This window comes from Agrobacterium sp. CFBP2214 (genome assembly GCF_030209895.1).
In the GTDB taxonomy this organism is placed as follows: domain Bacteria; phylum Pseudomonadota; class Alphaproteobacteria; order Rhizobiales; family Rhizobiaceae; genus Agrobacterium; species Agrobacterium radiobacter.
The window spans coordinates 467,018-490,123 of the sequence record NZ_JARVRC010000003.1 but is presented as its reverse complement, the minus strand read 5'-3'; the positions used below and the strand labels follow the sequence as shown (position 1 = coordinate 490,123).

Sequence of the window (23,106 nt, the reverse complement as noted above, 5' to 3'; positions counted from 1 at the left end):
ATTCGTTCCAAGAGCGGAGGCCCGTCGCCCCTCGTAGACAACAGGCCTCCACACCGTGGAGATTGGGATGGCCACGGCGGCGCGAGTGTGGTCCTGTTGATTGAGAAGCGCTACCAGAATCTTTGGAGAGGCCCGCCACTCCGCCAAGCGGCGGACCCCAATGCCGCGGCCTGTTTCAGGGGACGCGCGACAGCGTCGCTTTTAAAGCCGTAAAGGCGGGTTCACAACTTACAAATTGTCCATCTTTTAGAGAGACTTGCGTCGCCAAAAAAAATAGAGGCCCGCAGGTGCTTTGGGGGGCTTGGCTGCGGGCCTCTGTCAGGTCGCTGGGCGGAGCGACCGCGCGCAAGGTGGCTTTTGGCGCATGAACGCTGGATGAACGAATCGGCCTCGTAGTCGCTGAGAAACAACCCGTAAAAATCAGGATGCCATGGCACGGGAGACGCCTCCCGTGCCTATTCCCAACTCAAGGAACACCCATGCCAATCACCAAAATCTCCACACAGGGGAGGGCTTTCGTGCGCCTGCACGAGGGCAATCCGCTCACTGCCTATCTCGATCCCGTCGGCATTCCGACGATCGGTACGGGCTTCACCATGCGTAGCGATTCCGTGCGCCGCGAGCTTGCAAAGATAGGTATTACCAAACTGGTGCCAGGCAAGACCAAGATCACGGCCGCGCAGAGCGATGCGATCCTCGACGCCGTGCTTGCCGCCGAATACGTTCCGGCCGTCGTTGCCGACTCTCCCGAGAATCGCAAGCAGCATGAGCTGGACGCGGCGGCTTCGGTCACATTCAACCTCGGCGTCGGCGCCATGAAATGGACGTGGGCCGAATATTGGCGCAAAGGCCAGATCAAGAAGGCCGCCGCTCATCTCGCTGCCAACTACAATACGGCAAAAGGCAAGAAGCTGCCGGGCCTCGTGCGCCGCCGCAAGGAGGAGGCTCTGCTCTTCGAAAAGGGCATCTACACCGACGTAGCGACCGCGACCAAGGAGGCTACGGCAGAGCCGTCAGCCCAGCCGGATCCGGTCGTAAAGGAGGCGCAGGAGCTGCTCACGGCAGCTGGCCTCAACCCGGGCGCCATCGACGGATGGATGGGAGAGAAGACCAAGGCCGCGGTGATTGCCTACCAGAAGGCCCACCCGCATCTGATCGCCGACGGCATCATTGGTCCCGCCACGCTCGCACAGCTTCGGCGCGACGCCTCGGCAGCAAGGGAAGCCGTAACAAAGGGTGTCGCCTCAGCTGCAAGCTCAGGCTTGCTCGCTTTCGTCGCTGGCCTTCCTTGGGGCTGGATTGTCGCCGGTGTTGCTGTGGCCGCTGTTGCGTACGTCGCATACCGCAATCGCGATGTGATCGCCCGCCGCTGGAATACATGGCGCGGCAAGGAGGTGGTGGTTTGATCCTCCTGTGGGCGAAACTCAAAGGCTATCTAGCCGCAATCGGTACGGCGCTCGCGATCCTCGCGGGCGTCTTTCTGTATGGCCAGAGGGCAGGGCGCTCCGCGGCAAAAGACGAACAGGCCGCGGCGAATGCCAAGGCCATCAAGAAGGCCGGGGATGTTGAAAATGAAATCAGGAATCTGGATGACGCTGGCGTTGATGACGCTCTTGGCAAGTGGATGCGCGACAAGCGGTAGCTACTGCGACATCGCGCGTCCAGTACGGCCCTCTGCCGAGGACCAGATGACGTCAGAAACCAAGCGGCAAATCCTCACTGAAAATGAGAAGCTGCAGAAGCTGTGCGGGGTGAAGCCATGACCGGCGCCGAGATCATGGGTGCCGTCGGCTTCTTCGTACTGGTCTTCGGCTTCATCTTCGGCCTGTGGAAGTACGTCGACGCCAAGATCAGCGCTGCGAAGACCGAAGCGTCTGCGGCGGCGTCAGCTGCATCGGCGATGGCATCTTTGGCGAGGGAAGAACTCGCCGCACACCGTCTCCACGTCGCGGAAACATACGTTTCCAAGTCGGGTCTTCGCGAACAGACAGAACAAATCATGGGTGCAATCGGAGCGGTAAAAGATGCCGTCGATAAGATGACCTTACGCGTCGACCGCATCGTGGAAAATCAGTCGAAGCCACGCGCGACGCGGTCTTCGTAAATCAACCCGCTTGCCGAGACGTGGGCAAACAGTTCTGCAAATTCCAGAATTATGTGGGAGCCGAGGCTGAAGACGTGTTAAAAGACCGGATTGCGACAGAGCTCAGCGTGAGTGGAAGGATAGTCCAATTTTACGCGTCTTCAGAGGCAAGAAGCTGATGGTGGTGCAGCAGGGTCAGTTATTGACGCTGGAATGCCGCGCGCAACTCATTGCGGCTGGAGCTATTATTGCAGGCCCCGTTTCCTCTATGCTGCAAGTGTTAAAGCTGGTGAATGAAGGCGATATCGATGCTGCAATCATTGATGTCGAAGTTGATCCGGAAGCCATGATGCACTTGGCGTTGCTGCTGGACACAATGGAGGTGCCGTTCGTCTTCGCTTCTTTCTTCGAGAGCAAATCGAACGGTTACGTCTTGAGCGACGACAAGCAGCAACTGCGAGTGATAGCCGACGCGCTTTTTGGTCCGCCGGGAACATCGTCCACTCTTCATTGATCATCAATCGGAACAAGACTCTTCGGACGAGCCTTCATTGGCCGCGGCCGGATGTACGCCAAACTCCCGCAGCAGAACCTGCCGCATCGTTGCAAGAAGCTGGACATCGATCGTGCAGTCGTCATCGGCTTCTGGAAACCGTCGGAGTATTTCGAGGATGGTATTTTCCACGAGGCGGCCCTGAATATGCTCATCAGGAGTGAAGCGGGCGGCCCAGCGAGCAAGCACACGACGAAGTACAGAATCAATGTGATTTAATTGTTGAGGCACTCAGTCGCCCTCCACACGAATAGGCGGGAGCACGTAGTAACCCTCAGTTGTCACCGCCTATGAATTCGGTTGGTGACAATACCAAGAGGATAACACGTTTAGCGGGTGAGTCGACCCATCAAGGTTCGTAAGGTAGGGGAGCGTTGAGAGAGCGGTGTGCGGAGTGCTGAATGGTCGCTGAGCAAAACACGCAGTGTGGTTCAAAGCGAAATCGCAGGATCTGGCCGTGGCTGGTGTTCGGTGCGCTGATTGTCCTCATCATTGCCGGCATCTACGCGTACCTGGAAATAACGGCGATGATCGAGGATCTGGGCCGGCTCTGGGATGACCTGGTGCAGTTGTTCTGGCTGATTATCCCCGACGGCCAGAAATAGGCGCGAGCGAAAAGAAGTCCGCCGAAGCGATTCTCGGATCGCTCACTATGGCGACGGGGGAGACGGTATCATTTGATTGAACTGGTTGTCACATAGTCCACACCAATCGCCTTGTCGGCGTTCTGTGAAACGGCAACAACAGCAAAAATACCGAGGCCGCACAGTGGTATTGCCAAAAGCAAGGCGGCATTGATCAGAAAGCGGTAACGCATAACAAGGCCCTCTATGGCAAGAGATGCCGTGTTCTGGTGAAGAAATCGTTTATTCAGCAGAGCAAAACAAAACCCGCCGAGTGTGGCGGGCTAGTTGGGAAAAGCCGCGCGTACTGAATACATTTCGCGCTTGGTTTCAGCTTGCCATAGCAGCGTAAACGGCTGGTAAAGGGCTGGCAAAAAGAAACCCGCCGGAGCGGGTCACTTGAAGAGAGCGGATAGCTCGTTCCATCGTGTCAGGATTGTCACTAGGCCTGCAGCTATCGCAACAATCGTTGCAACCTTCGCTGTGGTTGGAAGGCTATTCAGGCGCCCCTTCATTTCTCCAAATTCGATAGCGGAAGGCGCTGCACGTAGCATGCCCTTGATCTCTGCTGTGTCCTGCAGGATCTTCTTCATGTCGTCTTCTAGGGACTTTACGCGAGCTTCCATACCGTCAAATGTACCACCGCCGCCACCTGATTTCAAACCAGTAGGGAAAGAATAAACTTCGGCGCTGTGGCCCGGTTTAATGTCTTCATCAGCCACGGTTTGACCTCGACTTTCTAAGGAGCATGGGGACGCTATGCTCTCGGACAAACCCGCAATTTTCGCAAACAAAAACGAGGCATGGGATAAGCGGCGACATTGTGGTTGGATTTGAGGGTCTGAAGCCTATAAGTCCGGGCAATGGTAAGATTGAAAGTAAGCCACCACCTGGCTCCGTCTCAATCTCCCATGTCTGGTTCATGCATATTGGGCATGCGATGCGGCCGGTATTATCGGAAAGCGTGCGTAGCGCCTCCATTAGGTCATTCTCAGACGGGAATTGCCTGTCACTCACTGCTTCTTCACCTCGTCCCGTTTCACTGACGCCCTAATGCTCACATATGCGTGGCACAGGAGCGATACGAAAAATCCTACGAAGGCCAGTGACGAATAGCCTAGGATCCGATTGGAAACATTGTGCCAGCCTGCAAGCAAGGCGCCGGCGTGAAGCAGCATGAGAACCAAGAAGGTGATTTGGAAGCATATGGCCGCTTTCCAGAATCCTGATGCATTCGCAATGTAGCTCCTGATCCACGATGTGACGTGATCTTTGGGCGTCGTCGGTGTTTGGGGTTCTTGACCGCTCACAGCTTACTAGCCTCGTCCCGTTTCATCCGCTCAAGTTCTTCTGTGCCCAGCGCCGCCTCAAGTACCGCATCCACCTCTGGTAGGAAGCTCTCCCACATTGGCCTATTATCATTGAACTTCGTGTTCTCCGGCACGTCGCTCATTCGACACAGGGCGCGGGCGGCTCGTTCTCGGGTAGGTTGAGGGCGCTTCATCGTACATTCCATCTTATAGGCTGCCGATAGAAGTCTGAATCTTTTCTGTCGTCAACTACGGCGCGCTTGGCACCGTTAAAGGTCTAGGTTGGAGAAGACTCCAAATTGGCCGCCCCATCGCGAAGACTTCCAAAGCACAGACGTCAGATTGGCGCTTTCACGTCCGGGTCGAATGCATAGGTGATGTACACCTCGAAGCCATTGACGGGCTTTAGCCGCGTGAAATGAGCCTTTACAGGCAGATGGGTCTCGTCAGAAATCCAGGTCAGGATACGCAGCTCGCCGTCCCGAAGGTCTGGCCTTTCGTATTCATACAATGATGTTGCAATGCCATTTACTTCTTGAAAGCCGAGCAATTTGCATTTGTTAATTATCTCTGTAGGGACGATTACACGATCCCGGACTTCCCACGGCCATCCTGTATCTCGCGAGTACTCCTTTGCGCCAACGTGCAAATACTGGCCAAAATAAGGTTCTCCTAAGCCATTATTGACGAATCGCATCGTCATTTGGACGGCTTGCGTCTCATTGAATTTCGCAACCATCCGCTTCACCCGATCGCAAGATGTGAGGCTGTCGGAAGGTCTTGGGCTCCTTAGTGGCGAGGTGATCAAGAGGCCGTCATACTTGAACAGAAGCGCCACTCGTTCCTCGGGGAACTCTAATCCACCGCCGAGGTAGCGACGTGTAACACGCGTCAACATCTGATGGTCTTGCGAAATCCATGCATCCATTTCCGCTCGGTAAGGGAGGCTGGTCCAGTTCATCCGGTAGTGAGTTACCCCGCCTGTCGCTTCCACTTCTGAGCCAACCAGCTTGCAGTTTGTTAAGGTTGGCTCAGATCTGTCCCAGGAAGACCATTCGACGCCGAGACGAGGAGTCGATCTCCACTCCTTCTCAAAATGCCGCTTCTCCTGGCGTTCGGTGGGTGAGAACTTTCTCTCGATGAAAGGGCGATATGTCCCGTCTGCTCTCACAAGAGGCATCTCGTAGGAATAAGAAGGATAGATTTCAGTCATTATGATTGCGCGCGCCACATCTTTGCATGTCGGGTCTTCCCACCGTTCACCACGAGCCTGAATATCGTCGGCGTTCGCTGCATGAAGGAAAGAGAATGCCGAGAAGCAGAGGGAAAGTAGAATCGAGCGCATTGTTTGGTTCCCTGGTGGGCAGGATCGCAAGGTAGAGTGTTTATAAGGGTGATCAAGCTTTAGAGGTCCGTCAATCGCTCATTGTTGGGCATCCCCGATAATCTCTACCGGTCCCCGCGACGTCTCAATCAGCGGCCAGCGAACCTTCCTCTTCCACTCGGTCAAAGCATCATCGGGTGAGGTGCAAAAAACCCACTCTATGAACACGTCGGAAATCTTGGGGTGGTCGTAGAGAAGGGCAGCAACGCCTTTTCGCTCGCTGAACAAAATCTCAATCTTTGCGCCGGTCGGTATGTCGTCATCATCGGCCCAGAGTTCCATGGCGACATATCCGGAATAAGCGGTGAGGTCCGATTCCCGGTCCACTTCTGCGAGCAGGCGCGGGTCGATGTCCTCGTGAATGGCTTTCTGCACTCCGAAGAAGTCTCCATCTTCCAGTAGCGCCTTGGGGTAGACACCGTGATTTTCCAGAATGTAAGGACGGATATGCATATTCGTCTCCTATCCGAATAGATCGGCCGTCTTGGTCTCGTCTTCGACCGGCAGCAGCACGAGGCCGTCGTCAGGCAAAGGCCGCTGGAGCTCTTTCGCTTCCTCCCATGGCGCGGTCAGCCACATCTCCACCTCATCCTTGTTCGTCAGGATGACCGGCATAGCCTTCGGGTGGATCGGCTTCACAATGCTGTTCGGGTCCGTTGTCAGAAATCCATAAAGCTGATGTTCGCCTTCTCGCGGGTTCTTCATCGATCCGCGCACGCCGTTCCACTCTGTCCAGATGCCGGCGAAGAAGGCGAGGGGTGCTTCCTCATTGAGCGCAAACCATCGCTTCGTCTTCCGGGGCTTGGTGTCTTCCCATTCGCAAAAGGTCGTCCACGGCACCACGCAGCGGTTTTCGGGACGCAGCCATCGGCGCCAGTGCGGCGAGGTGACGTTGCGAATGTTGGTCACGCCTGTATCGGGTTTTCCCTGCGTCACGAACTGCGGCGACGGCATGCCCCATGTGAGCCCTGCGAGCTCTCGTCCGCTTTCGCTGTTGCGTACGACTGGCGCCGGCCGGTCTGGGTAGACTTCAACATCCGGCTCCAGGTTAAGCCGCTCCTGCATGATGCCCACGATGTCGCGGATCGATTCCTGATTGGTCTTCACACGGTACAAATTACACATGCTCACCTCGGCAATTTTGCAATTGTGATGTAGGAGCCGCCTTTCTCGCCGCACTTCCGGCACTTCAGGCGGGGCTGCAGGTCCTGGAGGGTCGTGTTACCGCCGACCATCTTTATGAGCTTCCAGCGTGGTAACTCCGTCACATGCTTGCAGGATCCACACCCGGCCACAACGACTTCCCAAGAGCGTAGATCGCACACCCGCACACCAGCTGCTTCTTCTTGCGCCGCTTTTTCCGTTCGCTCCTCTAAGGTCCAATAGTAGCTCATCCTGCATCGTGGGCCGAAATCTTCCTTCGATTTTGGGCATCCTATAAGCTTCTGCGCAATCAGGCGGAGCGGGCTTGGGGCTGGAGTAGCGGTGAATTCGGCTTTCACCGCCTTGCCATCAAACGACCGAAGAAGCTCACAATCCTCGCAGATGACCCATATTTTTTCTCTGTCGAGTTCCTTGTAATCATAGCCGTTATCGTTTGCTGTCATCCCGGTCTTCATTCGGTAGCCAGCCTCGCGTAAATCCTCTGCCCATTGCAGCCGTCGCCAGTGCGAGCTGCAGCCTCAAATGCTGGATGTCCTCCATCAGCGTCTCGATCGCAGCGCGACTGTCTCCGTCGTGCCATGCGATGATGTGGTCCACCGGATCGGCTTCCGGCTCTCGTCTTTCTGGGCGCACGTTCTCATTCTCCGGTTCAAGAGTTCAAATCGTCCCTGATTTTCCGATAGGCAGACGCCCCCGTGCCAAGCGTGTTCTTATTATGTTCTCGTTCGTAATGGAGTCAAGAAGAGTCTTTCAAGGCTTTTGGCCACGTCTGCCAGCGCTTCACCGCGACGTTAGGCGTTCAAGATAGTTCGACCAAGCTAGCAAGGCTTCTCGCTTTTCGTCTGCGTAATCGTAACGATTATAAACCGCCGCAACGCCCCTGATGCTGCCGGATCTATGGTTGAGAATTGTCTCTACCACATGAACGGCAACGTTCAGCCTTGCCATACCGCTGGCGACTGTGCGGCGGATGTCATGGAACGTCCAAGGCTCAAGCCTGACTTTCTCGGGATCGTTTCCATCCTTCGTTGCGGTTTCTCGCAAAATGTCGATCATCGCGTTATCGACGGTCTTCTTGGCTTTTGAAAATCCTGAAACGGGTGTTCTCCCATTCGTGGTGAACAGGAATACAGCCTTTTTTCCCTCTGCCGGGACAATCCGCGGCAAGGAACTGACCAGGTCGAGCACGACGCTCGTCAGGGGCACGAAGTGTTCCTTCTTGTTCTTCGCTCTTTCTGGCGGGATCACCCACACCTGATTGTTCCCCTCAATCTCCAATTCTGCGAAACGGGCTCCCGCCACTTCCGTGCGGCGCTGGCCGGTGAAGAAAAGCATCTTCACCATGGGGCCGAATGGTGCGCCAATCGCGTCACACGCCTTCAAGACAAGCGCTATTTCGTCGTCTGACAAAACCCTGTCTCTGGTCTTTTCCTTGCTCGGCGGCTTGATCGAGGTCATGGGTGAAAACTCGATAATGTCTCGCTCAACGCACCAAGCGAAGAATTTGCTCAAGAGCGCGCGAACCCGGTTCGCCATAATCGGCGCGCCCCGATCAACAATCTTGTCGAGCAACCGCAGGACGTCGCGCTTCGTCACGGCCTTGATGAGCTTTTGTTTCCATGCCGGTTTTAGATCAGCCTCGATGATGCGCTTCGTCTCATCTATGTAAGACTGGCTGTTTTTCACCTCGACATGGCGGGTCACGAACTCATCTAGAACCGCCGGCACGAGATCCATGTAAGCCGGCCGGACGTCGTCATCGTCGGCTTTTTCAGTTGCCGGGTCTCTGCCTTCCGAAACCATCCGGAGCGCCTTCTGCGCCTCTTTGCGAGCGTCAGCCAAGCTGATGGCCGGATATCCCCCCAACGTCATTTTTCTCGGCTTCGTGGCGTGCCGGTATCGCACCGCCCAGCTTTTTACGCCAGACGGCTGTACGATCAGATACAGGCCCTGCAAAGCCCCGTCCGGTATTTCCTTGCGGGAGGCTCCGGGCTTGGCTGCTTCGACGGCTTTTGCTGTGAGTGCTGCTGGCATCTTGGGGTAACGCTGGGGTAACGGAAAGTGAAGTTATGCAACGTTATATAGCGTTAATAACAGTACCTAAACAATCGCCGTAATCCCTTGTAATCAAGGGTTTTTGGCGTTATCCACTGTTATGAGGCGTTAGCCCGCGTTAGGTGCCTGCACCTGATTTGTAATCAGGGGGTCACGAGTTCGAACCTTGTCGGGGGCACCAGTTTTCTCATTGTTTATCAATGTTTTATCTTGTCGTTCAAAATCATCCATTTTGCTGCGCGGCGCATTTTACATTCCGTTGCCAGCGCGTTTCCCTGCGCCATGATGACGTGAAGCCGCTCGGCGTCCAGTTCTGTCCGAATGAATTCATCAAGACGCCACAAGCAAGAAAGACAAGAATTTCGAGCGGGGCGCGGGCACGGTTTTCGCCAGGGAAAGCAAGTTTTTCGATTGGCGGGCGCGGCGGATACGACAGCCGCAGATGAAGCGGACCGGCGGGGCTGCGTCAAAAAGACCGCGCATATGAAGTTGTTGCAGCAGCAGTTTTGAGGTAGCGCTCCTCACGACAGATAGTGTCAAGTAACAGCTTGGAAATATGCAAATGATGGATTGGGATTGGGTAGACTGGTTCCCTATAGTCGTCTTTCCGCTCAAGATTCTCGTGTTAGGCACGGGCATGTTCTTCGCCATTAAGTGGCACCACGATCAAGCGAAGAACGAAAAGAAAAACGGCGGATCGTAAGCGCCCGCCGAATATGTCCTTGGCGCCTCGGATTGGTCGGCCGATCCAGTGATGCGGCAACAATTCGCCCAACAGGGCGACGGGATTGCCGCTTAGTCTGGGGCGCGAGACAGGCCCCTTTATTGCCCGGTCTTTCAGGATGATTGTAAAGCCTGCGGGTTTAAGCATATTGTTCAGCGATAAGTTGAGCAACAGCGGGCGCTTCCAATGGATGCATACGGTCATTTGCGGATATTGGTAAGCCTCATCCTCGGCCTTGCAATCACCAGAGTGTTGTCTGGTCTTTCCAGAAGGTTGCAGGAGCCGCAAAAAACCGATCGCATGCACGCGCAGATCGTCTGGTCGATTGTCCTGCTTCTTGGAGCGGTCCACTTCTGGTGGTGGGAGTTTGCCCTGCGGCTCATCCATAACTGGAATTTCTGGATCTACATCTTCGTTCTGGTTTACACGTCGCTCTTCTTTTTGATGTCGACGCTGCTTTATCCCGATCATATTCAGGAGTTGTCCGAGCGGGAAAGTTTTTTCGTGCGCAGGCGACATGCGTTTTTTGCCTTGTTTGCCGCCTCGTTCGTCTTCGATCTGATGGACACCTACATCAAGGGGAAGGAACACTTTGAACAGCTCGGGCCATGGTATCTGGCAAGGATAGTCGGCGGCCTGCTGATTGCTGTTGTGGCAATGAGAACCGATAGCAGCCGCAAAATCATGTGGCTCGGTGTTGTCTGGCTCTTCGTTAACGCGCTCTGGATAACGGCGATCTACAGCGATCTGTTTTAGTTCTTCCAGCAGCAAAGCAACCAGAATCGCAATTATGGCCCGTCGCTGAGAGTGGAACGCGAGCGGGCAGAAGCGCACAATGCGGGGTGGCGGTTTTAAAAATCCCTATGGCTTTACGTGATAAAGCTTGTGCACGATCGACCAGTTGCCGTCGCGTTCCAGCAGGGACAAATATTCATAAAAATCCATGCCGTCGAAACGGGTCGTCAGCTTCACCGAGGCGCTGTCGCCCTCCTTGTCGATACCCATGATTTCGAAAGCGGGATCATGATCGGGGAGGCCGCGTTCGCTTTTGCGCATGTGGTCAACAAAGTCCTCCAGGGATAACCATTCGATTTCGCCTCCGAAGGTTCCGACGATGCTGGCGCGCGGGTCGAAAACGTCACGCATCAGGCTTTCATCCGCATAGGCCATGGCATGGATGTAGTCCGTGACGGTCTGGGTAATGGTTTGCGGCATCGGATCGTCCTCCCTCAAGATCCAAAAGCCAAGCTTACACCCGTTGGCGAGGTTCCACCATAACCTCCTGAAAACGCGCCGGTAACGCTTTTCTTCAGGATGGTTTTGGGCCGGCTGCGGCAAATGCGGTGCTGCAGGGGCGGCATGTTTTGCCGCCGCTTTCCACAATTTTGTCCTGCCCGTCATTATAGTCGCCTTGGGTCCGACAAATTTCGGCCTCAAGGGCTTTCCGCCGGTCGTCCTGCCGCCTGCGGCAAGGCTTTTGTGTGGGCTTTGCCGGTTTAACCGCCGGGGCGGGGTGCCGTGCCGGGCGGATTTGGCCTATGATCCACTCGCAGGCCTTATGAGGGTGGCATCAGGTGTGCGGGTAACAGTTTGCGTTTGAAGGTGTTTTTGTGATTGATCCCTATGTTTTGCTTGGCGTGGAGCGCGATGCCGACGAGGCGGCGATCAAATCGGCTTACCGCAAGGTGGCCAAGGCCGCCCATCCCGACAGCGGTGGCGATGCCGAGCAGTTCGCGCGCCTGCAAACCGCCTATGAGCTTCTGAAGGATCCGGTGCGCCGCAAGGTGTTCGACGATACCGGCTATGATCCGCAGCTTGCCGACGCCAAGGACCTGAAGGGCCTGCTGATGCTGGAAACGCTGGTCAATGAGTTCATTCTGGACGAACGCGAGCCCGGCAGTTTCGACCCCGTGGCGGCCATGCGCCGCAAGCTGACCGATGATATTCTGAAAAGCCGTTTCCATATTCTCGAACTGGAACGGCACCGCACCCGGGTTCGCAAACATATGGACCGTCTTGGCCGCAAGCCGGAAACCGATGTGCTGAGTTCCATGCTGCGTGCCCGCAGCCAGTCCATCGCTGAAGCGATCCGCAACGCCGAAGCTCAGATCGAGGCGATCGAACAGGCCTATACGATGCTCGAGGGCTATTCCTACGAGCTGGAAAGCGTGATGCTGGCCGAGCCCTTGCTGAAAGGCGAGGCGGCGGAGTAAGCGCCCGTCACGGACCGTTGACGAGGGCGAGAATGAGCTGGTGCACCCGTCCGCCCGGGGAAAGCTCGTCGCGGTCGAAATCGCGGCCGCGCTGGCGCTGTTCGTTGGAAAGCTCGCCCAGCCGCTGCTGCAGCACGACGCGAACCTTCTGGCATTTGGGATCGTTTTCCGCCCTCAGGCCGGTGCTGAAGGCTTCGATCTTTTTCACCATGTCGAGGATGTGTTCGCCATGGACGCGCTCATGGGTTTCCACGCCGGAAATGAAGGTCTTCCAGCTGGCGGCGACGGCGGGCGGCAGATTGGCCGGCGCTTTCGGCCAGGTATAGATGATGGTGAGATTGGGCCTTGCCGTGACAAGAATACAGGCACCATCCGGCTGCGGGCGGTAATCGCGCCGCCATGTCAGCTTGAAGGTGGTGTGGGCAATGGCCTGCACGCCGGCAGTGGGGCCGCGCTCGCCGATCGACTGGTAAAGCGCACCACCCGAATTACCGCTGATGGCATAGGTCTTTATCTGCTCGGCGGGTTTCCAGCCGGCGGACTGCGCTGACAGCGGAAGGGCGCTCAGCAACAGGGCGGTGCTGACGGAAAGGGAAAAAAGACTGTGGGCGGGCACGCATCGATCCTTGGTGGTTTGCGCGCCGAAGATAGGCGAGGGGCATGCGGTCAGGCAAGGGGATGTGGGCGAGGATCGCCGGCTCCTGCGCGGAATAATCCACACGAAAACCCCCGCGCCTCGGCGCGGGGGAGACAAGTGTACGACTGCAGGGGTAATCAGTCGTCCAGCTTGTCGTAATCGAGCTTGGGTGCGTTCTGCAGTGCGTCCTTGGTGGTGTCGACATAGGCCTTCCAGGTGCCGTTGTCGTTGTGGACGGCGACGGAGGCCGGATCGAGCACCACATAGCTCTTGTCGATGCCGAGAAAGCCGCCGACGCTGGCGACAAGGCCGATCACCGACTTGCCGTCGCCGATGACGACATCTTCGATCTCGCCGATGTTTTCGTTCTGGGCGTTATAGATGTCCATGCCGTCAAGCTGGGAGGCGGTGAGATCGGTCTTCTGGACATTGACGAACTTCAGCGGGCCGCTGGCCTTGGTGCCCATGGTGATGCCCGGGCCGGACAAAGTGGCATCCGCGCCGGCAGCAGGAGCCGTGGTTGCCGTCTGGGCAAAAGCCACGGAAGAGGAGAGCGCTGCTGCGGCAGCGAGAGCGATGACATTGATTTTCATGATGTTTCTTCCCTTTGTATGCTGAACGTTGCGTTCGGGGAAGAAACGGTGAAGGGCGAATTTGGTTCCGCATGGGAGCGCAGGAAATTTTGGTCTATGCTGAAAACCGGAACAGATGTGCAGCAGGCCGGGAGCGGCGGCGCGGCGAAATCGGGAGGGTATCATGGCAAAAACTGTGACGGAGAAAGCTGCGGAAGAGGCTGCGGCATCCGAGGTCATCGACCGGAAAATTGCAGAGCTGGACGACTGGCGCGGCGACACGCTTGCGCATATCCGTGCGGTGATCAGGACGGCCGATCCCGAGGTTATCGAAGAGGTGAAATGGCGCGGCGTGCCGGTCTGGTCGCATGCCGGTATTCTCTGCACGGGTGAAACCTACAAAAGCGCGGTGAAGATGACATTTGCCAAGGGCGCGTCGCTGGAGGACCCGGCGGGGCTGTTCAATTCCAGCCTGGAGGGAAACACGCGGCGCGCGATCGATTTTCACGAGGGGGATGTCGTGGATGACCAGGCGCTAGCGGCGTTGATACAGGCTGCGGTGGCGTTGAATGTGGCAGCGACGAGCGGGAAGAAACGAGCCGGAAAGTGATGAAACCGGTGGTGGGGAGGGCGATGCCTCAGTCCCGGGCTACGTCCGCGGCCTTGTCCCACTCCCCATCGATGAACTTCAGCGCGTCGATGATCGAGACCTTCCACACCGACCAGACGTGATCGCCATCGGTCACGCGCAATTCAGATTTGCGCTTGTCGGCCTGTAGCGTCTCATGCAGGGCGATGGCGCCGCGCCAGAGGAAGAAGCCGTCATCGTCGCCGACGGTCAGATAGGTGGCGGGCAGATCCTGGCTTTCGGCGACATGCTGCGCCACGAGGGTGAAGACGTTCTTTTCGTTGAAGAGCCTTGCATCGAAAGGCGTGCCGAAGGCGCCGGAGAAATGGTCGCCGGTTGAGGGCAGCACGATGCCGCTTGTAACGGTGGCGCGGTCAACCCGGTGAAAGAAAGCACTGTCCTGAATGAGCTTGAGTTCGGCAGGTGTCTTGTCGAGATCGGCGGCAGGGACATTCTGCCAGATGGCGCCCGACAGGCTGGCGACGGCGCCATAGAGGTCCTCGTGGCCATAGGCGAGATGCAGGGCGCCGAAGCCGCCCATGGAGAGGCCGGCAATGGCGCGGCCTTCCCGATCTTTCCGCACCGGCAGTGTTTTTTCGATCTGGTGGCGCAGATCGCCGGTCAGGGCGGTTTCGTAATCGCCGGGACCGCCCACGGCGGTGGAATCCACATACCAGCTGTTCTTGACACCAGGCATGACGACTACAAGCGGGCGTATGGCGCCGGCCTCGATGAGCGTATCGAGCGTCTTTTCGATATTGCCGAGATCGCGCCAGCTATTCTGGTCACCATCATGGCCGTGCAGGAGGTAGAGCACCGGCCAGCCGTTTTCCGGTGGAGCGCCATCCGGGCGGTAGATGTTGACGGGAAGCGGCGCGTTGAGGGCCGCGCTGTGGAAGGTGGCATCCTCGATCTGGCCGGCAAAGCTCGGGGCGCAGGAGAGGAAAAGGTATGAGAGCGCCAGATTTCTGAGATGCATGCCGTGTCTCCATACTGCTTGCCATTCCATAAGGGCGGTCAACGTTCAAGGGAACCGTGAGTTCCGGAAGACGTAACGCTGCTGCAATGTCATTCCCTCACATCTGCGGACCGGTATGACGGTCTCAGGTCCGGGAAGGATTGTTCCCGCCAAGGCCATTGCGCACATTTGATAATTTTGGATTTAAAACATGGTGACATTGATATTATCGCGTTTCACACGCTCGCTTATTTTACTTTTTCTCCTTACCGGCTGCATGACCACGCCCATCTCGAGTATTCCCAAGCTGATGCGGCTCGACTTTCTGACGATGAATTTCGAGCATGTGCGTGTAGGGCTGCAGCTTCCTGCCCATCTGTCATTGGGTTCCGGTGATGCGGTGATGATTATTCGCAGCGTTACAGACGGCGTAAAGGGCGAGACTGTCGAGACGTTTGCGTTGATCGAGGATAAGGACGCCGCCGCCCGCGCGCAGTTCCACGCGGAAAAGCGGGAGGGAACCGCCACAAGCGTGTGGAGAATAAAGCCTGAGGAGGTTTCAAGGCTTGCAACATTGCAGGAGAAGGTGCGCCTTTCCCGCATCGAGGGGCCGCGCATCAGGGGGAGTACGGAGATCGAGATATTGCGCGCCTGTGTCACAGGCGTTCTCCCGACCGGCCCGGTCTATTTCTCGACTTACATCAAGCCTGCGGAAAATGAAGACTACATTGCCATGACCGTGGATGCGGATCTGACGAAAGTGTTTGGTGCGGGCCAGGTCGCGGCGCGGATCAGACAGTGCGAAAACTGATCGCCGTTGCCGGGGCGCGCGAGTGCTCCGGCCATATTTTCGCGATAGCCATGCATGGCGCTGCATAACGCCTGGGCGCGTTAGCGTTCCGGTCGGCCCGTCTTGCCCTTCGTCCGGCTTTTGCGCTTCTGCTCGCCGGCGTCTTCATAGGACCCCGCGCCGATCTTGCCGCGCACCAGCGGTCGCGGATCATCGGTAGTACGCTCCGGTTGGCCTTCCATGAGCGGTGAGAAGCGTTTGCCGGATTCGGTCTCGGGCTTGTCTGGTACTGCGCTGCGCACGGGCTTTTCGGTCCTGCCCACGGTCATCTCGTCCAGCGTGTTCCTGCGGAACAGCGGTTTTCCCGCATCTGAGCCGGGGCCCATTTCATCCAGTGAGGGTTTGGTGAAAAGGGATTTGCCGCTTTCGTTCGGCGCGGCGCCCGCCTCCGTCCTGCCGGATGTCTCCCCCTCAGGCGGGGAGATCGACAAGTGGCTGCGTCTGTTGTTTTTTCCGCCGCCTTCGATGGCGCGGGCCTCTTCCTTCGCCATGGGGTCGTCCATGGTGGCGAGTTCGGCGGCCTTGAGACGTTTGATTTCGTCGCGCAGGCGGGCGGCCTTTTCGAAGTCGAGATCGGCGGCGGCATCGCGCATGGATTTTTCCAGCGCGTTGAGATGGGACTGCAGATTGTTGCCGACCAGATGGCCGCCATCGGCGAAGCCCTTGCCGGAAGCGCCTGATATATCGGCCCTTACGTGATCCCGCTCATAAACTGAATCAAGAATATCGGAGATCTTCGCCTTGACCGATTCCGGCGTGATGCCGTGTTCGGCGTTATAGGCCACCTGCTTCTCGCGGCGGCGGGAGGTCTCCTCCATCGCGCGCTTCATCGAGCCGGTGATGTTGTCGGCGTAAAGGATGACCTTGCCGTCGACGTTACGGGCGGCGCGGCCGATGGTCTGAATCAGTGAGGTTTCGGAGCGCAGGAAGCCTTCCTTGTCGGCATCGAGGATTGCCACGAAACCACATTCGGGAATGTCGAGGCCCTCACGCAAGAGGTTGATACCAACAAGCACGTCGAAAGCGCCGAGACGCAGGTCGCGGATGATCTCGATGCGCTCCAGCGTGTCGATATCCGAGTGCATGTAGCGCACGCGAACGCCCTGTTCATGCAGATATTCGGTCAGGTCCTCGGCCATGCGTTTCGTCAGCACGGTGCAGAGCGTGCGGTAACCCTTGGCGGCGGTCTCACGGATTTCGCCGAGAACATCGTCCACCTGGCTACGGGCGGAACGAACCTCCACCGGCGGATCGATAAGGCCGGTCGGGCGGATGACCTGTTCGGCAAAGACGCCGCCGGCCTGTTCCATCTCCCATGAGCCGGGGGTAGCCGAAACCGCGACCGTCAGAGGCCGCATGGCGTCCCATTCCTCGAAGCGTAGCGGGCGGTTGTCCATGCAGGAGGGCAGGCGGAAGCCGTATTCGGCCAGCGTCGCCTTGCGCCTGAAGTCGCCGCGATACATGCCGCCGATCTGGCTGACCGAGACGTGGCTTTCGTCGATGAAAAGCAGCGCGTTATCAGGGATATATTCGAACAGCGTCGGCGGCGGCTCGCCGGGATTGCGGCCGGTGAGATAACGCGAATAGTTTTCGATACCGGCGCAGGAGCCGGTCGCTTCCAGCATCTCGATATCGTAGCGGGTGCGCTGCTCCAGCCGCTGGGCTTCCAGCAGACGCCCGGCTTTTTCCAGCTCGGCGAGACGGACCTTCAGCTCTTCCTTGATCGACTTGATCGCGCCGTTCAGCGTCGGGCGCGGGGTGACATAGTGCGAATTGGCGTAGATCTTGACGGATTGCAGGTCGCCGGTTTTCTGGCCGGTCAGCGGATCGAATTCGGTGATGGAATCGATTTCGTCGCCGAACATCGAGATGCGCCAGGCGGCATCCTCAAGGTGGGCGGGGAAAATTTCGATGGTATCGCCGCGCACGCGGAACGAACCGCGCTGGAAATCCATGTCGCGGCGCTTGTATTGCTGGGCCACGAGGTCGGCCAGAAGCTGGCGCTGGTCCAGCCGGTCGCCCACCTGCATCTGGAAGGTCATGGCGGTGTAGGTTTCGACCGAGCCGATACCGTAGATGCAGGAGACGGAGGCGACGATGATGCAGTCGTCACGTTCAAGCAGCGAGCGGGTGGCGGAGTGGCGCATCCGGTCGATCTGTTCGTTGATCGAGGATTCTTTCTCGATGAAGGTGTCGGAGCGCGGCACATAGGCTTCCGGCTGGTAATAATCGTAGTAGGAGACGAAATACTCTACCGCATTGTCGGGGAAGAAGTTCTTGAACTCGGAATAGAGCTGCGCGGCCAGCGTCTTGTTGGGGGCAAGGATGACGGCCGGGCGCTGCGTCGCCTCGATCACCTTGGCCATGGTGAAGGTCTTGCCGGAGCCGGTGACGCCGAGCAGGACCTGGCTGCGCTCGCCGGAATTGATGCCTTCCACGAGGTCGTTGATGGCCGTCGGCTGGTCGCCTGCGGGCTGATAGTCCGAGGCCATGCGGATGGTAACGCCGCCTTCGGACTTCGGCGGCCGGGCCGGGCGGTGCGGCGTCCACAGCTTGCCGTCCTTGAACAGCGGATTGCCGCTCTCGATCAGCTTCGACAGCGCGTCCACCGTTGCGGTGACGGCGCCCGGCGCGAGGTTGGCGGCATCCTCCAGCGATACGTCCATACCGGCGACCGGATTGAGGCCGGCGGCGGCGCGGGTTTTCGGATCGCTCGATGCGCCGATGGAAACACCGCGCGCGGTCTTGGAGGCCGTGGTGTTCTTGGCCGTCTTCGAGGCGGCCTTCTCCGCGTCCTTGCGCGCTTCGATCTCGATCTTCTTGCGGTGCTTGCCCGCCTTCGAGGCGATTTCGCGCTGGGTTTCCACGGAGGATGCCTCCGCTTCCGCCTCAAGCTGCTTCACCCAATCGGAGACGCTGCCGCTGAGCGGCGCACCTTCGAATGACGATTGCGGAGCTTCCTCGAAGCCCGAGGGCGAGGAGATGGAGTTTTTCGGTGATCTGGCCATGGGCGAAATATGGAGGGAGTCACGCACAAAGTGAAGGGGATACAGCGAAAAAATGAGTACAAAAAGGAAACGAAGCGTGCGGAACAAAATTCGGCCGGATGCGTTGCGTAGCGCTGAAGACGGCTTTGCTAAAATCTGCAGAAAATCGATTCCGGTTTTCGGGCGGATGCGCTAGAGCAAATCCATACGGGCAGAATGACGTTTACCTTCAGACTGCTTTTTATACTGCATTTCATGACATCCCTCCCTTTTTCCAGGACCCATCATGCCGTTCTCAATCAGCCCTGCCCACATCTGGCCTGTCCTGATGCTTGTCGCCTCCAATATTTTCATGACCTTCGCCTGGTACGGCCATCTCAAGCACAAGGGCAGCGCGCTCTTCCTGGCTATTGTCGCCAGCTGGGGTATCGCGTTCTTCGAATATGTGCTGGCCGTTCCCGCCAACCGCATAGGTTCGGAGGTCTATTCCACCGCGCAGCTCAAGACCATTCAGGAAGTCATCACGCTCGCGGTCTTCGCGCTGTTTTCGATCTTCTGGTTGAAGGAAAGCATCACCATCAATCACGTGATCGGTTTTGCGCTGATCGCCTTCGGCGCTTCCTTCATTTTCCGCTCCTGAAGACAAACGAAAGAGACTGGCGCTTTGCCGGCGGAACCAATCGCAACGGATATGAGGTGATGTATCGATGAAAATACGCCCTGCAAGAGTTGACGACGCGACGGGAATGGCGGCGGTCCAGAACGAGATATTCTCGGCCGGCCTCCGAAAAGCGCCGACGGATATTACGGCGGTGCTGGAGAATTATATCCAGCACACCGATCGTATCGAGTGCTCGGTCGCCGAGGATGAGGACGGGCGCATTCTGGGGTTCCAGTCGCTGCGTTATGCGCGGGCGGACAATCCCTATGGCGTGGCGGAAGGCTGGGGCATCATCGGCACCCATGTCAGCCCGCAGGCGGCGCGAAGAGGAGTAGGATCCGCCCTCTTCGCGGCAACGCGAAGGGCGGCAGAGGCGCGGGGCCTCAAGAATATCGATGCCAGCATCGGCGCGGACAACATGCTCGGGCAGGGTTATTACGACGCCATGGGCTTCACGACCTATCGCCAGCCGGAAGGGCTGGTCTGCAAGGTCTACCGGCTGGGCTAGGGCACGTCCGGTTTAAACGGAAGCGTCGGACGTGCTCCATCTCTTTGTTTATCGCATTATCCGGACGTAAAACCGCTACGCACTTTTACTGGAAATGCTCTGGATGCCTGCTTCCTGTCAGCTGCGATTGTCGTTTTCGGAATATTGCAGCCGCGCCTTGCAGATACGGACGTGGTTCTCATCGGCCCATTGCACCAGCAATTGCATCGGCACCAGAAACGAACGGCCGAGATTGGTCAGTTCGTATTCCACGCGCGGCGGTACCTGCGCATAAAGCGTGCGGCGAATGAAACCGTCTTCCTCAAGCCGCTTCAACGTACGCGACAACATCTGCTTGGAAATATCGTCGATCTTGCGGTTCAATTCGTTGAAACGCAGCACGCCGCCCTGAAGCGCTTCCAGAACCAGCAGGCTCCATTGATCGCCGATACGATCCAGCACGTCGCGTATGGGGCAGGGCTGGTCGAAGACGAAGATTTCTTTGGTTTGCATATCCGGCATTTGCCTCGCCCTTTCCATTTTCTTACCCCTTCAGGTCATCGCCGTGTGACCTGATCAGCGGCGGCTGACTTCTTGCGGCCGGGGTTGCGATATCATAGCTTTCATTAGCGGTCTATTATTTAGACCAATAACGATACCGACAAAGGAAGAAGTCATGGCTAACATCGCGCTCATCGGGGCCTCCGGCAATGCCGGATCCCGTATTCTGAAGGAACTTTCCGACCGGGGGCACAAGGTGACGGCGATCGCCCGCAGCCCTGAAAAGATCGTCAGCCTGCCGAACGTGGTGGCAAAACAGGGCGATGTTTTCGATCAGGCAGGGCTTTCGGAGCTGCTTAAAGGTCACGATGCCGTGATCAGCGCGGTGCACTTCACCGCCAGCGATCCCGTGACGCTGATCGAGGCCGTGCGCGCCTCCGACGTTCCCCGTTACCTCGTGGTGGGTGGTGCCGGCAGCCTTGAAATAGCACCGGGCCAGCGTGTGGTCGACCTGCCGGATTTCCCGGCCGCCTACAAGGCCGAAGCGACCAAGGGCGCGGAGTTTCTGGACCGCCTGAGAGGGGAAAAGCAGCTCGACTGGACCTTCCTGTCGCCATCCGCCGAATTCGTGCCGGGGGAAAGAACCGGCAAATTCCGTATCGGCAAAGATGAGCTTCTCAGCAATGCCGAAGGCAGCCGCATTTCCTTTGAGGACTACGCCATTGCGCTTGTCGATGAAATCGAGAAGCCGCAGCATTCCCGCCAGCGTTTCACCGTCGGTTATTGAGAGGTATCACCCATGAATTTCGTGACACGTCGTCTTGCCATCGTCGCTCTCGCTCTTGCGCCTGCATTGATGGCCGCTCCGGTCCTGGCCGAAACCGCCAAGCGGGATCTCGCCCAGGAAGAGGCCAACCGCAAGCTGGTGATCGAGTTTTACGATACCGTTTTCAATAAGCATGAAGTGGAGAAGGGGGCTGCCGTCATTGTCGACAGCTATAAGCAGCACAACCCCATGGTGCCGGATGGCAAGAAGCCGTTCGTGGATTATTTCACCGGTCACTTCAAGGAAAACCCGCAGTCGAAGGCGCGCATCGTGCGCAGCGCCACGGATGGCGATCTCGTCTATCTGCATATTCATTCGACCGAAAAAGACGGCGATCGCGGTACGGCCATCGTCGATATCTTCCGCGTCACCGACGGCAAGATCACCGAGCACTGGGATGTGATCCAGCCCGTTCCGGAAACGGCGGCGAACAATAATACGATGTTCTGAGGCCAGTCTCTTGACGCCTCACCGATGACAGGGAAACAGCCGGGATTTTCGCCCGGCTGTTTCCGTTTTCAGATTACGCGCCGTTTCTGACGGGACTGTATGATCAGGTCCAGCACGAGCATGACCAGCAGGCTCGCGCCCACCAACGGGAAAATGACGCCGCCGATGGTGAGCATGACCAGCAGGCCGCGAAGCACGCGTTTTTCCTGCGGCAGGGGCGGCACTCCGAGCGACCCTTTCGGACGGCGTTTCCACCACATGACACCGGCGGACACGGCAAGCAGCACAATGCCTATACAGGCCGCCAGAAGCACGATCTGGTTGGCGAGGCCATATTGCTGTCCCAGATGCACGTTGATGCCCCATTCCAGCGCCTTGCCGAGCGGGCCGTAATCGGCGTAGCTCATGTCGATCAGCGGCTCTCCGCTATATTGATCAAGGTGCACAACGCGCTGTTGACCGAGATCATCGGGATAGACCGAGCCGCTATAGACGCCGGTCGGTTTTCCCGGCAGGGCGACGGCATAACCGGCGGCAAGGCCGAGTGCGTCGAAACGTGCGATCGCCTCGTCGATTCCGATCGGCTGGCCTTCGGAGGCGGTGGTGGATTCCGGTATTTTTGCCTGCTCCAGCGACCAGCTTGTCTTCGCCACATGATCGAGATGGTCTCCGGACATCGGCACATCGGTGCGGATGCCCGCCGGGTACCCGAAGTTGCTGCCATTCGCCCATTCATTGACCTTCGCGCCCCATACGCCCGACCAGGGCATGCCGGTGACCGCAAGAAAGACGATGAAAAAGCCGACGAAAATGCCGGTGACGGCATGGGTATCGCGCCAGAAGACCCGTTTTTTCGGCGTGCCGCGCACGGTGACGACTCCACCCGTCTGCTTTCGCGGCCACCAGAGATAGATGCCGGTGGCGACAAGAAGGATGGACCAGCCGGCCGCGATCTCGATCAGATAGCGGGCATAGGCGCCGAAATATTTCAGGCTGTGGAGATAACGGATCGTCCACATGATGGTGCCGCGATCCGGCAGGGAACCGGCCACCTCAGCGGTGTAGGGGTTTACGTAGACGGCCCGCTTTCCAACCGTCGTATTGACGGTGATTTCCGTCGAAGCACCTGGATCGGCCGGTGTCGTATATTTGACGGCGGTGCCGGGAACGGCCGCGAGCGCTGCGGCCACGATCTCGGAAGGCAGGGCTTTTGGCGCGTTTTGCGCTACCTCGACGCGCTTCAGGTCCGAATGGATAAAATTGTCGAACTCGTCCTGGAAGAGATAAAGCGCGCCGGTGACGGCGAGCGATATCATGAAGGGCAGGACGAGGAGACCGGCATAAAAATGCCAACGCCACACGGCGCGGTAAAGATTTGCGGACGAGGAATGCGCAGGCGCACGCTCGCCCTCGAAAGAGGTCGTAACGGACATGGATGTC

The 23,106-nt window shown here is 57.8% G+C and carries 29 protein-coding genes and 1 tRNA gene; 13 read left to right on the top strand and 17 right to left on the bottom strand.

Translation table 11 applies throughout. The annotated features are described in order from the left end of the window. Positions 1-479: 479 nt before the first annotated feature. The 4 genes from QRN60_RS09715 to QRN60_RS09700 all read left to right on the top strand — a co-directional run bounded on the left by QRN60_RS09715 (position 480) and on the right by QRN60_RS09700 (position 2,597). On the top strand, positions 480-1,406 hold the full coding sequence (locus QRN60_RS09715) for a glycoside hydrolase family protein (RefSeq protein ID WP_284765354.1): 927 nt from the start codon (positions 480-482) through the stop codon (positions 1,404-1,406). Next, positions 1,403-1,642, top strand: coding sequence for a hypothetical protein (locus QRN60_RS09710; RefSeq protein WP_022556394.1), 240 nt, complete (start codon positions 1,403-1,405; stop codon positions 1,640-1,642). The genes QRN60_RS09715 and QRN60_RS09710 overlap by 4 nt, the downstream gene beginning before the upstream one ends. A gap of 117 nt (positions 1,643-1,759) precedes the next feature. Next, entirely contained in the window at positions 1,760-2,104 is a 345-nt protein-coding gene (locus QRN60_RS09705) for a hypothetical protein (RefSeq protein WP_111792603.1), read from the top strand. A 157-nt stretch (positions 2,105-2,261) separates the two neighbouring features. Further along, positions 2,262-2,597 carry a response regulator gene (locus tag QRN60_RS09700; RefSeq protein ID WP_236760209.1) on the top strand — a complete coding sequence of 112 codons (336 nt, stop codon included), beginning with the start codon at positions 2,262-2,264 and terminating at the stop codon, positions 2,595-2,597. Positions 2,598-2,600: 3 nt separating this feature from the next. Here the strand turns inward: QRN60_RS09700 and QRN60_RS09695 are convergent, their stop codons facing one another. Beyond that, positions 2,601-2,867 carry a hypothetical protein gene (locus tag QRN60_RS09695; protein ID WP_129566767.1) on the bottom strand — a complete coding sequence of 89 codons (267 nt, stop codon included), beginning with the start codon at positions 2,865-2,867 and terminating at the stop codon, positions 2,601-2,603. A 170-nt stretch (positions 2,868-3,037) separates the two neighbouring features. On the opposite strand from QRN60_RS09695, the gene QRN60_RS09690 reads away from it, so the two are divergent. Then, a complete protein-coding gene (locus tag QRN60_RS09690) occupies positions 3,038-3,241 on the top strand; it encodes a hypothetical protein (RefSeq protein WP_284765352.1) in 204 nt (67 codons plus the stop codon). A 68-nt stretch (positions 3,242-3,309) separates the two neighbouring features. Here the strand turns inward: QRN60_RS09690 and QRN60_RS09685 are convergent, their stop codons facing one another. The 8 genes from QRN60_RS09685 to QRN60_RS09650 all read right to left on the bottom strand — a co-directional run bounded on the left by QRN60_RS09685 (position 3,310) and on the right by QRN60_RS09650 (position 9,151). After that, on the bottom strand, positions 3,310-3,453 hold the full coding sequence (locus QRN60_RS09685) for a hypothetical protein (protein WP_284765351.1): 144 nt from the start codon (positions 3,451-3,453) through the stop codon (positions 3,310-3,312). Between the two features lie 201 nt (positions 3,454-3,654). Then, positions 3,655-3,981 carry a hypothetical protein gene (locus tag QRN60_RS09680; RefSeq protein ID WP_284765350.1) on the bottom strand — a complete coding sequence of 109 codons (327 nt, stop codon included), beginning with the start codon at positions 3,979-3,981 and terminating at the stop codon, positions 3,655-3,657. Between the two features lie 925 nt (positions 3,982-4,906). Next, positions 4,907-5,914: a hypothetical protein gene (locus QRN60_RS09675; RefSeq protein ID WP_284765349.1), complete on the bottom strand. Its 1,008-nt coding sequence runs from the start codon at positions 5,912-5,914 to the stop codon at positions 4,907-4,909. A gap of 78 nt (positions 5,915-5,992) precedes the next feature. Then, positions 5,993-6,406, bottom strand: coding sequence for a hypothetical protein (locus QRN60_RS09670; protein WP_284765348.1), 414 nt, complete (start codon positions 6,404-6,406; stop codon positions 5,993-5,995). 9 nt (positions 6,407-6,415) lie between these two features. Further along, positions 6,416-7,078, bottom strand: coding sequence for an SOS response-associated peptidase (locus QRN60_RS09665; RefSeq protein WP_284765347.1), 663 nt, complete (start codon positions 7,076-7,078; stop codon positions 6,416-6,418). Between the two features lie 2 nt (positions 7,079-7,080). Then, positions 7,081-7,560, bottom strand: coding sequence for a hypothetical protein (locus QRN60_RS09660; protein ID WP_284765346.1), 480 nt, complete (start codon positions 7,558-7,560; stop codon positions 7,081-7,083). After that, positions 7,544-7,750, bottom strand: coding sequence for a dehydrogenase (locus tag QRN60_RS09655; RefSeq protein WP_099085357.1), 207 nt, complete (start codon positions 7,748-7,750; stop codon positions 7,544-7,546). The genes QRN60_RS09660 and QRN60_RS09655 overlap by 17 nt, the downstream gene beginning before the upstream one ends. Before the next feature lie 147 nt (positions 7,751-7,897). Next, complete coding sequence (locus tag QRN60_RS09650) at positions 7,898-9,151, bottom strand: tyrosine-type recombinase/integrase (protein ID WP_209689497.1); 1,254 nt, start codon at positions 9,149-9,151, stop codon at positions 7,898-7,900. A gap of 132 nt (positions 9,152-9,283) precedes the next feature. Here QRN60_RS09650 and QRN60_RS09645 point away from each other — a divergent pair. After that, positions 9,284-9,353: transfer RNA gene (locus QRN60_RS09645), tRNA-Thr, on the top strand. A gap of 444 nt (positions 9,354-9,797) precedes the next feature. Here the strand turns inward: QRN60_RS09645 and QRN60_RS09640 are convergent. Beyond that, positions 9,798-10,667, bottom strand: coding sequence for a hypothetical protein (locus QRN60_RS09640; RefSeq protein WP_165000646.1), 870 nt, complete (start codon positions 10,665-10,667; stop codon positions 9,798-9,800). Positions 10,668-10,757: 90 nt separating this feature from the next. Then, on the bottom strand, positions 10,758-11,111 hold the full coding sequence (locus tag QRN60_RS09635; RefSeq protein WP_129564887.1) for a nuclear transport factor 2 family protein: 354 nt from the start codon (positions 11,109-11,111) through the stop codon (positions 10,758-10,760). 395 nt (positions 11,112-11,506) lie between these two features. Between QRN60_RS09635 and QRN60_RS09630 the strand changes: the two genes are divergently transcribed. Next, positions 11,507-12,109 (top strand): J domain-containing protein, encoded by a 603-nt coding sequence (locus QRN60_RS09630; protein ID WP_003507613.1) that lies wholly within the window; start codon positions 11,507-11,509, stop codon positions 12,107-12,109. A 7-nt stretch (positions 12,110-12,116) separates the two neighbouring features. Here the strand turns inward: QRN60_RS09630 and QRN60_RS09625 are convergent, their stop codons facing one another. Next, positions 12,117-12,725, bottom strand: coding sequence for a DUF922 domain-containing Zn-dependent protease (locus QRN60_RS09625; protein WP_112278280.1), 609 nt, complete (start codon positions 12,723-12,725; stop codon positions 12,117-12,119). A 158-nt stretch (positions 12,726-12,883) separates the two neighbouring features. After that, a complete protein-coding gene (locus QRN60_RS09620) occupies positions 12,884-13,339 on the bottom strand; it encodes a PRC-barrel domain-containing protein (RefSeq protein ID WP_060723339.1) in 456 nt (151 codons plus the stop codon). Positions 13,340-13,502: 163 nt separating this feature from the next. Here QRN60_RS09620 and QRN60_RS09615 point away from each other — a divergent pair, with 163 nt between their 5' ends. Continuing rightward, entirely contained in the window at positions 13,503-13,928 is a 426-nt protein-coding gene (locus tag QRN60_RS09615; protein WP_003507616.1) for a DUF1801 domain-containing protein, read from the top strand. Positions 13,929-13,956: 28 nt separating this feature from the next. On the opposite strand, the gene QRN60_RS09610 is transcribed toward QRN60_RS09615, so the two are convergent. Beyond that, entirely contained in the window at positions 13,957-14,925 is a 969-nt protein-coding gene (locus tag QRN60_RS09610; RefSeq protein ID WP_129564886.1) for an alpha/beta hydrolase, read from the bottom strand. A gap of 190 nt (positions 14,926-15,115) precedes the next feature. Between QRN60_RS09610 and QRN60_RS09605 the strand changes: the two genes are divergently transcribed. After that, positions 15,116-15,715, top strand: coding sequence for a hypothetical protein (locus QRN60_RS09605; RefSeq protein WP_060726374.1), 600 nt, complete (start codon positions 15,116-15,118; stop codon positions 15,713-15,715). Positions 15,716-15,795: 80 nt separating this feature from the next. Here QRN60_RS09605 and uvrB read toward each other — a convergent pair whose 3' ends face one another. Further along, positions 15,796-18,762 (bottom strand): excinuclease ABC subunit UvrB, encoded by a 2,967-nt coding sequence (gene uvrB / locus QRN60_RS09600; RefSeq protein ID WP_284765345.1) that lies wholly within the window; start codon positions 18,760-18,762, stop codon positions 15,796-15,798. A gap of 265 nt (positions 18,763-19,027) precedes the next feature. Here uvrB and QRN60_RS09595 point away from each other — a divergent pair, with 265 nt between their 5' ends. Further along, positions 19,028-19,381 carry a DMT family protein gene (locus QRN60_RS09595; protein ID WP_129564884.1) on the top strand — a complete coding sequence of 118 codons (354 nt, stop codon included), beginning with the start codon at positions 19,028-19,030 and terminating at the stop codon, positions 19,379-19,381. 106 nt (positions 19,382-19,487) lie between these two features. Then, on the top strand, positions 19,488-19,910 hold the full coding sequence (locus QRN60_RS09590) for a GNAT family N-acetyltransferase (RefSeq protein WP_087744521.1): 423 nt from the start codon (positions 19,488-19,490) through the stop codon (positions 19,908-19,910). A 117-nt stretch (positions 19,911-20,027) separates the two neighbouring features. Here QRN60_RS09590 and QRN60_RS09585 read toward each other — a convergent pair whose 3' ends face one another. Next, entirely contained in the window at positions 20,028-20,411 is a 384-nt protein-coding gene (locus tag QRN60_RS09585; RefSeq protein WP_003507622.1) for a winged helix-turn-helix transcriptional regulator, read from the bottom strand. Between the two features lie 154 nt (positions 20,412-20,565). On the opposite strand from QRN60_RS09585, the gene QRN60_RS09580 reads away from it, so the two are divergent. Further along, positions 20,566-21,177: an NAD(P)-dependent oxidoreductase gene (locus tag QRN60_RS09580; RefSeq protein WP_129564883.1), complete on the top strand. Its 612-nt coding sequence runs from the start codon at positions 20,566-20,568 to the stop codon at positions 21,175-21,177. Positions 21,178-21,189: 12 nt separating this feature from the next. Next, on the top strand, positions 21,190-21,666 hold the full coding sequence (locus QRN60_RS09575; protein ID WP_284765344.1) for a nuclear transport factor 2 family protein: 477 nt from the start codon (positions 21,190-21,192) through the stop codon (positions 21,664-21,666). A 68-nt stretch (positions 21,667-21,734) separates the two neighbouring features. Here QRN60_RS09575 and QRN60_RS09570 read toward each other — a convergent pair whose 3' ends face one another. Further along, positions 21,735-23,099 (bottom strand): PepSY-associated TM helix domain-containing protein, encoded by a 1,365-nt coding sequence (locus tag QRN60_RS09570; protein WP_129564882.1) that lies wholly within the window; start codon positions 23,097-23,099, stop codon positions 21,735-21,737. Between the last annotated feature and the right edge of the window lie 7 nt (positions 23,100-23,106).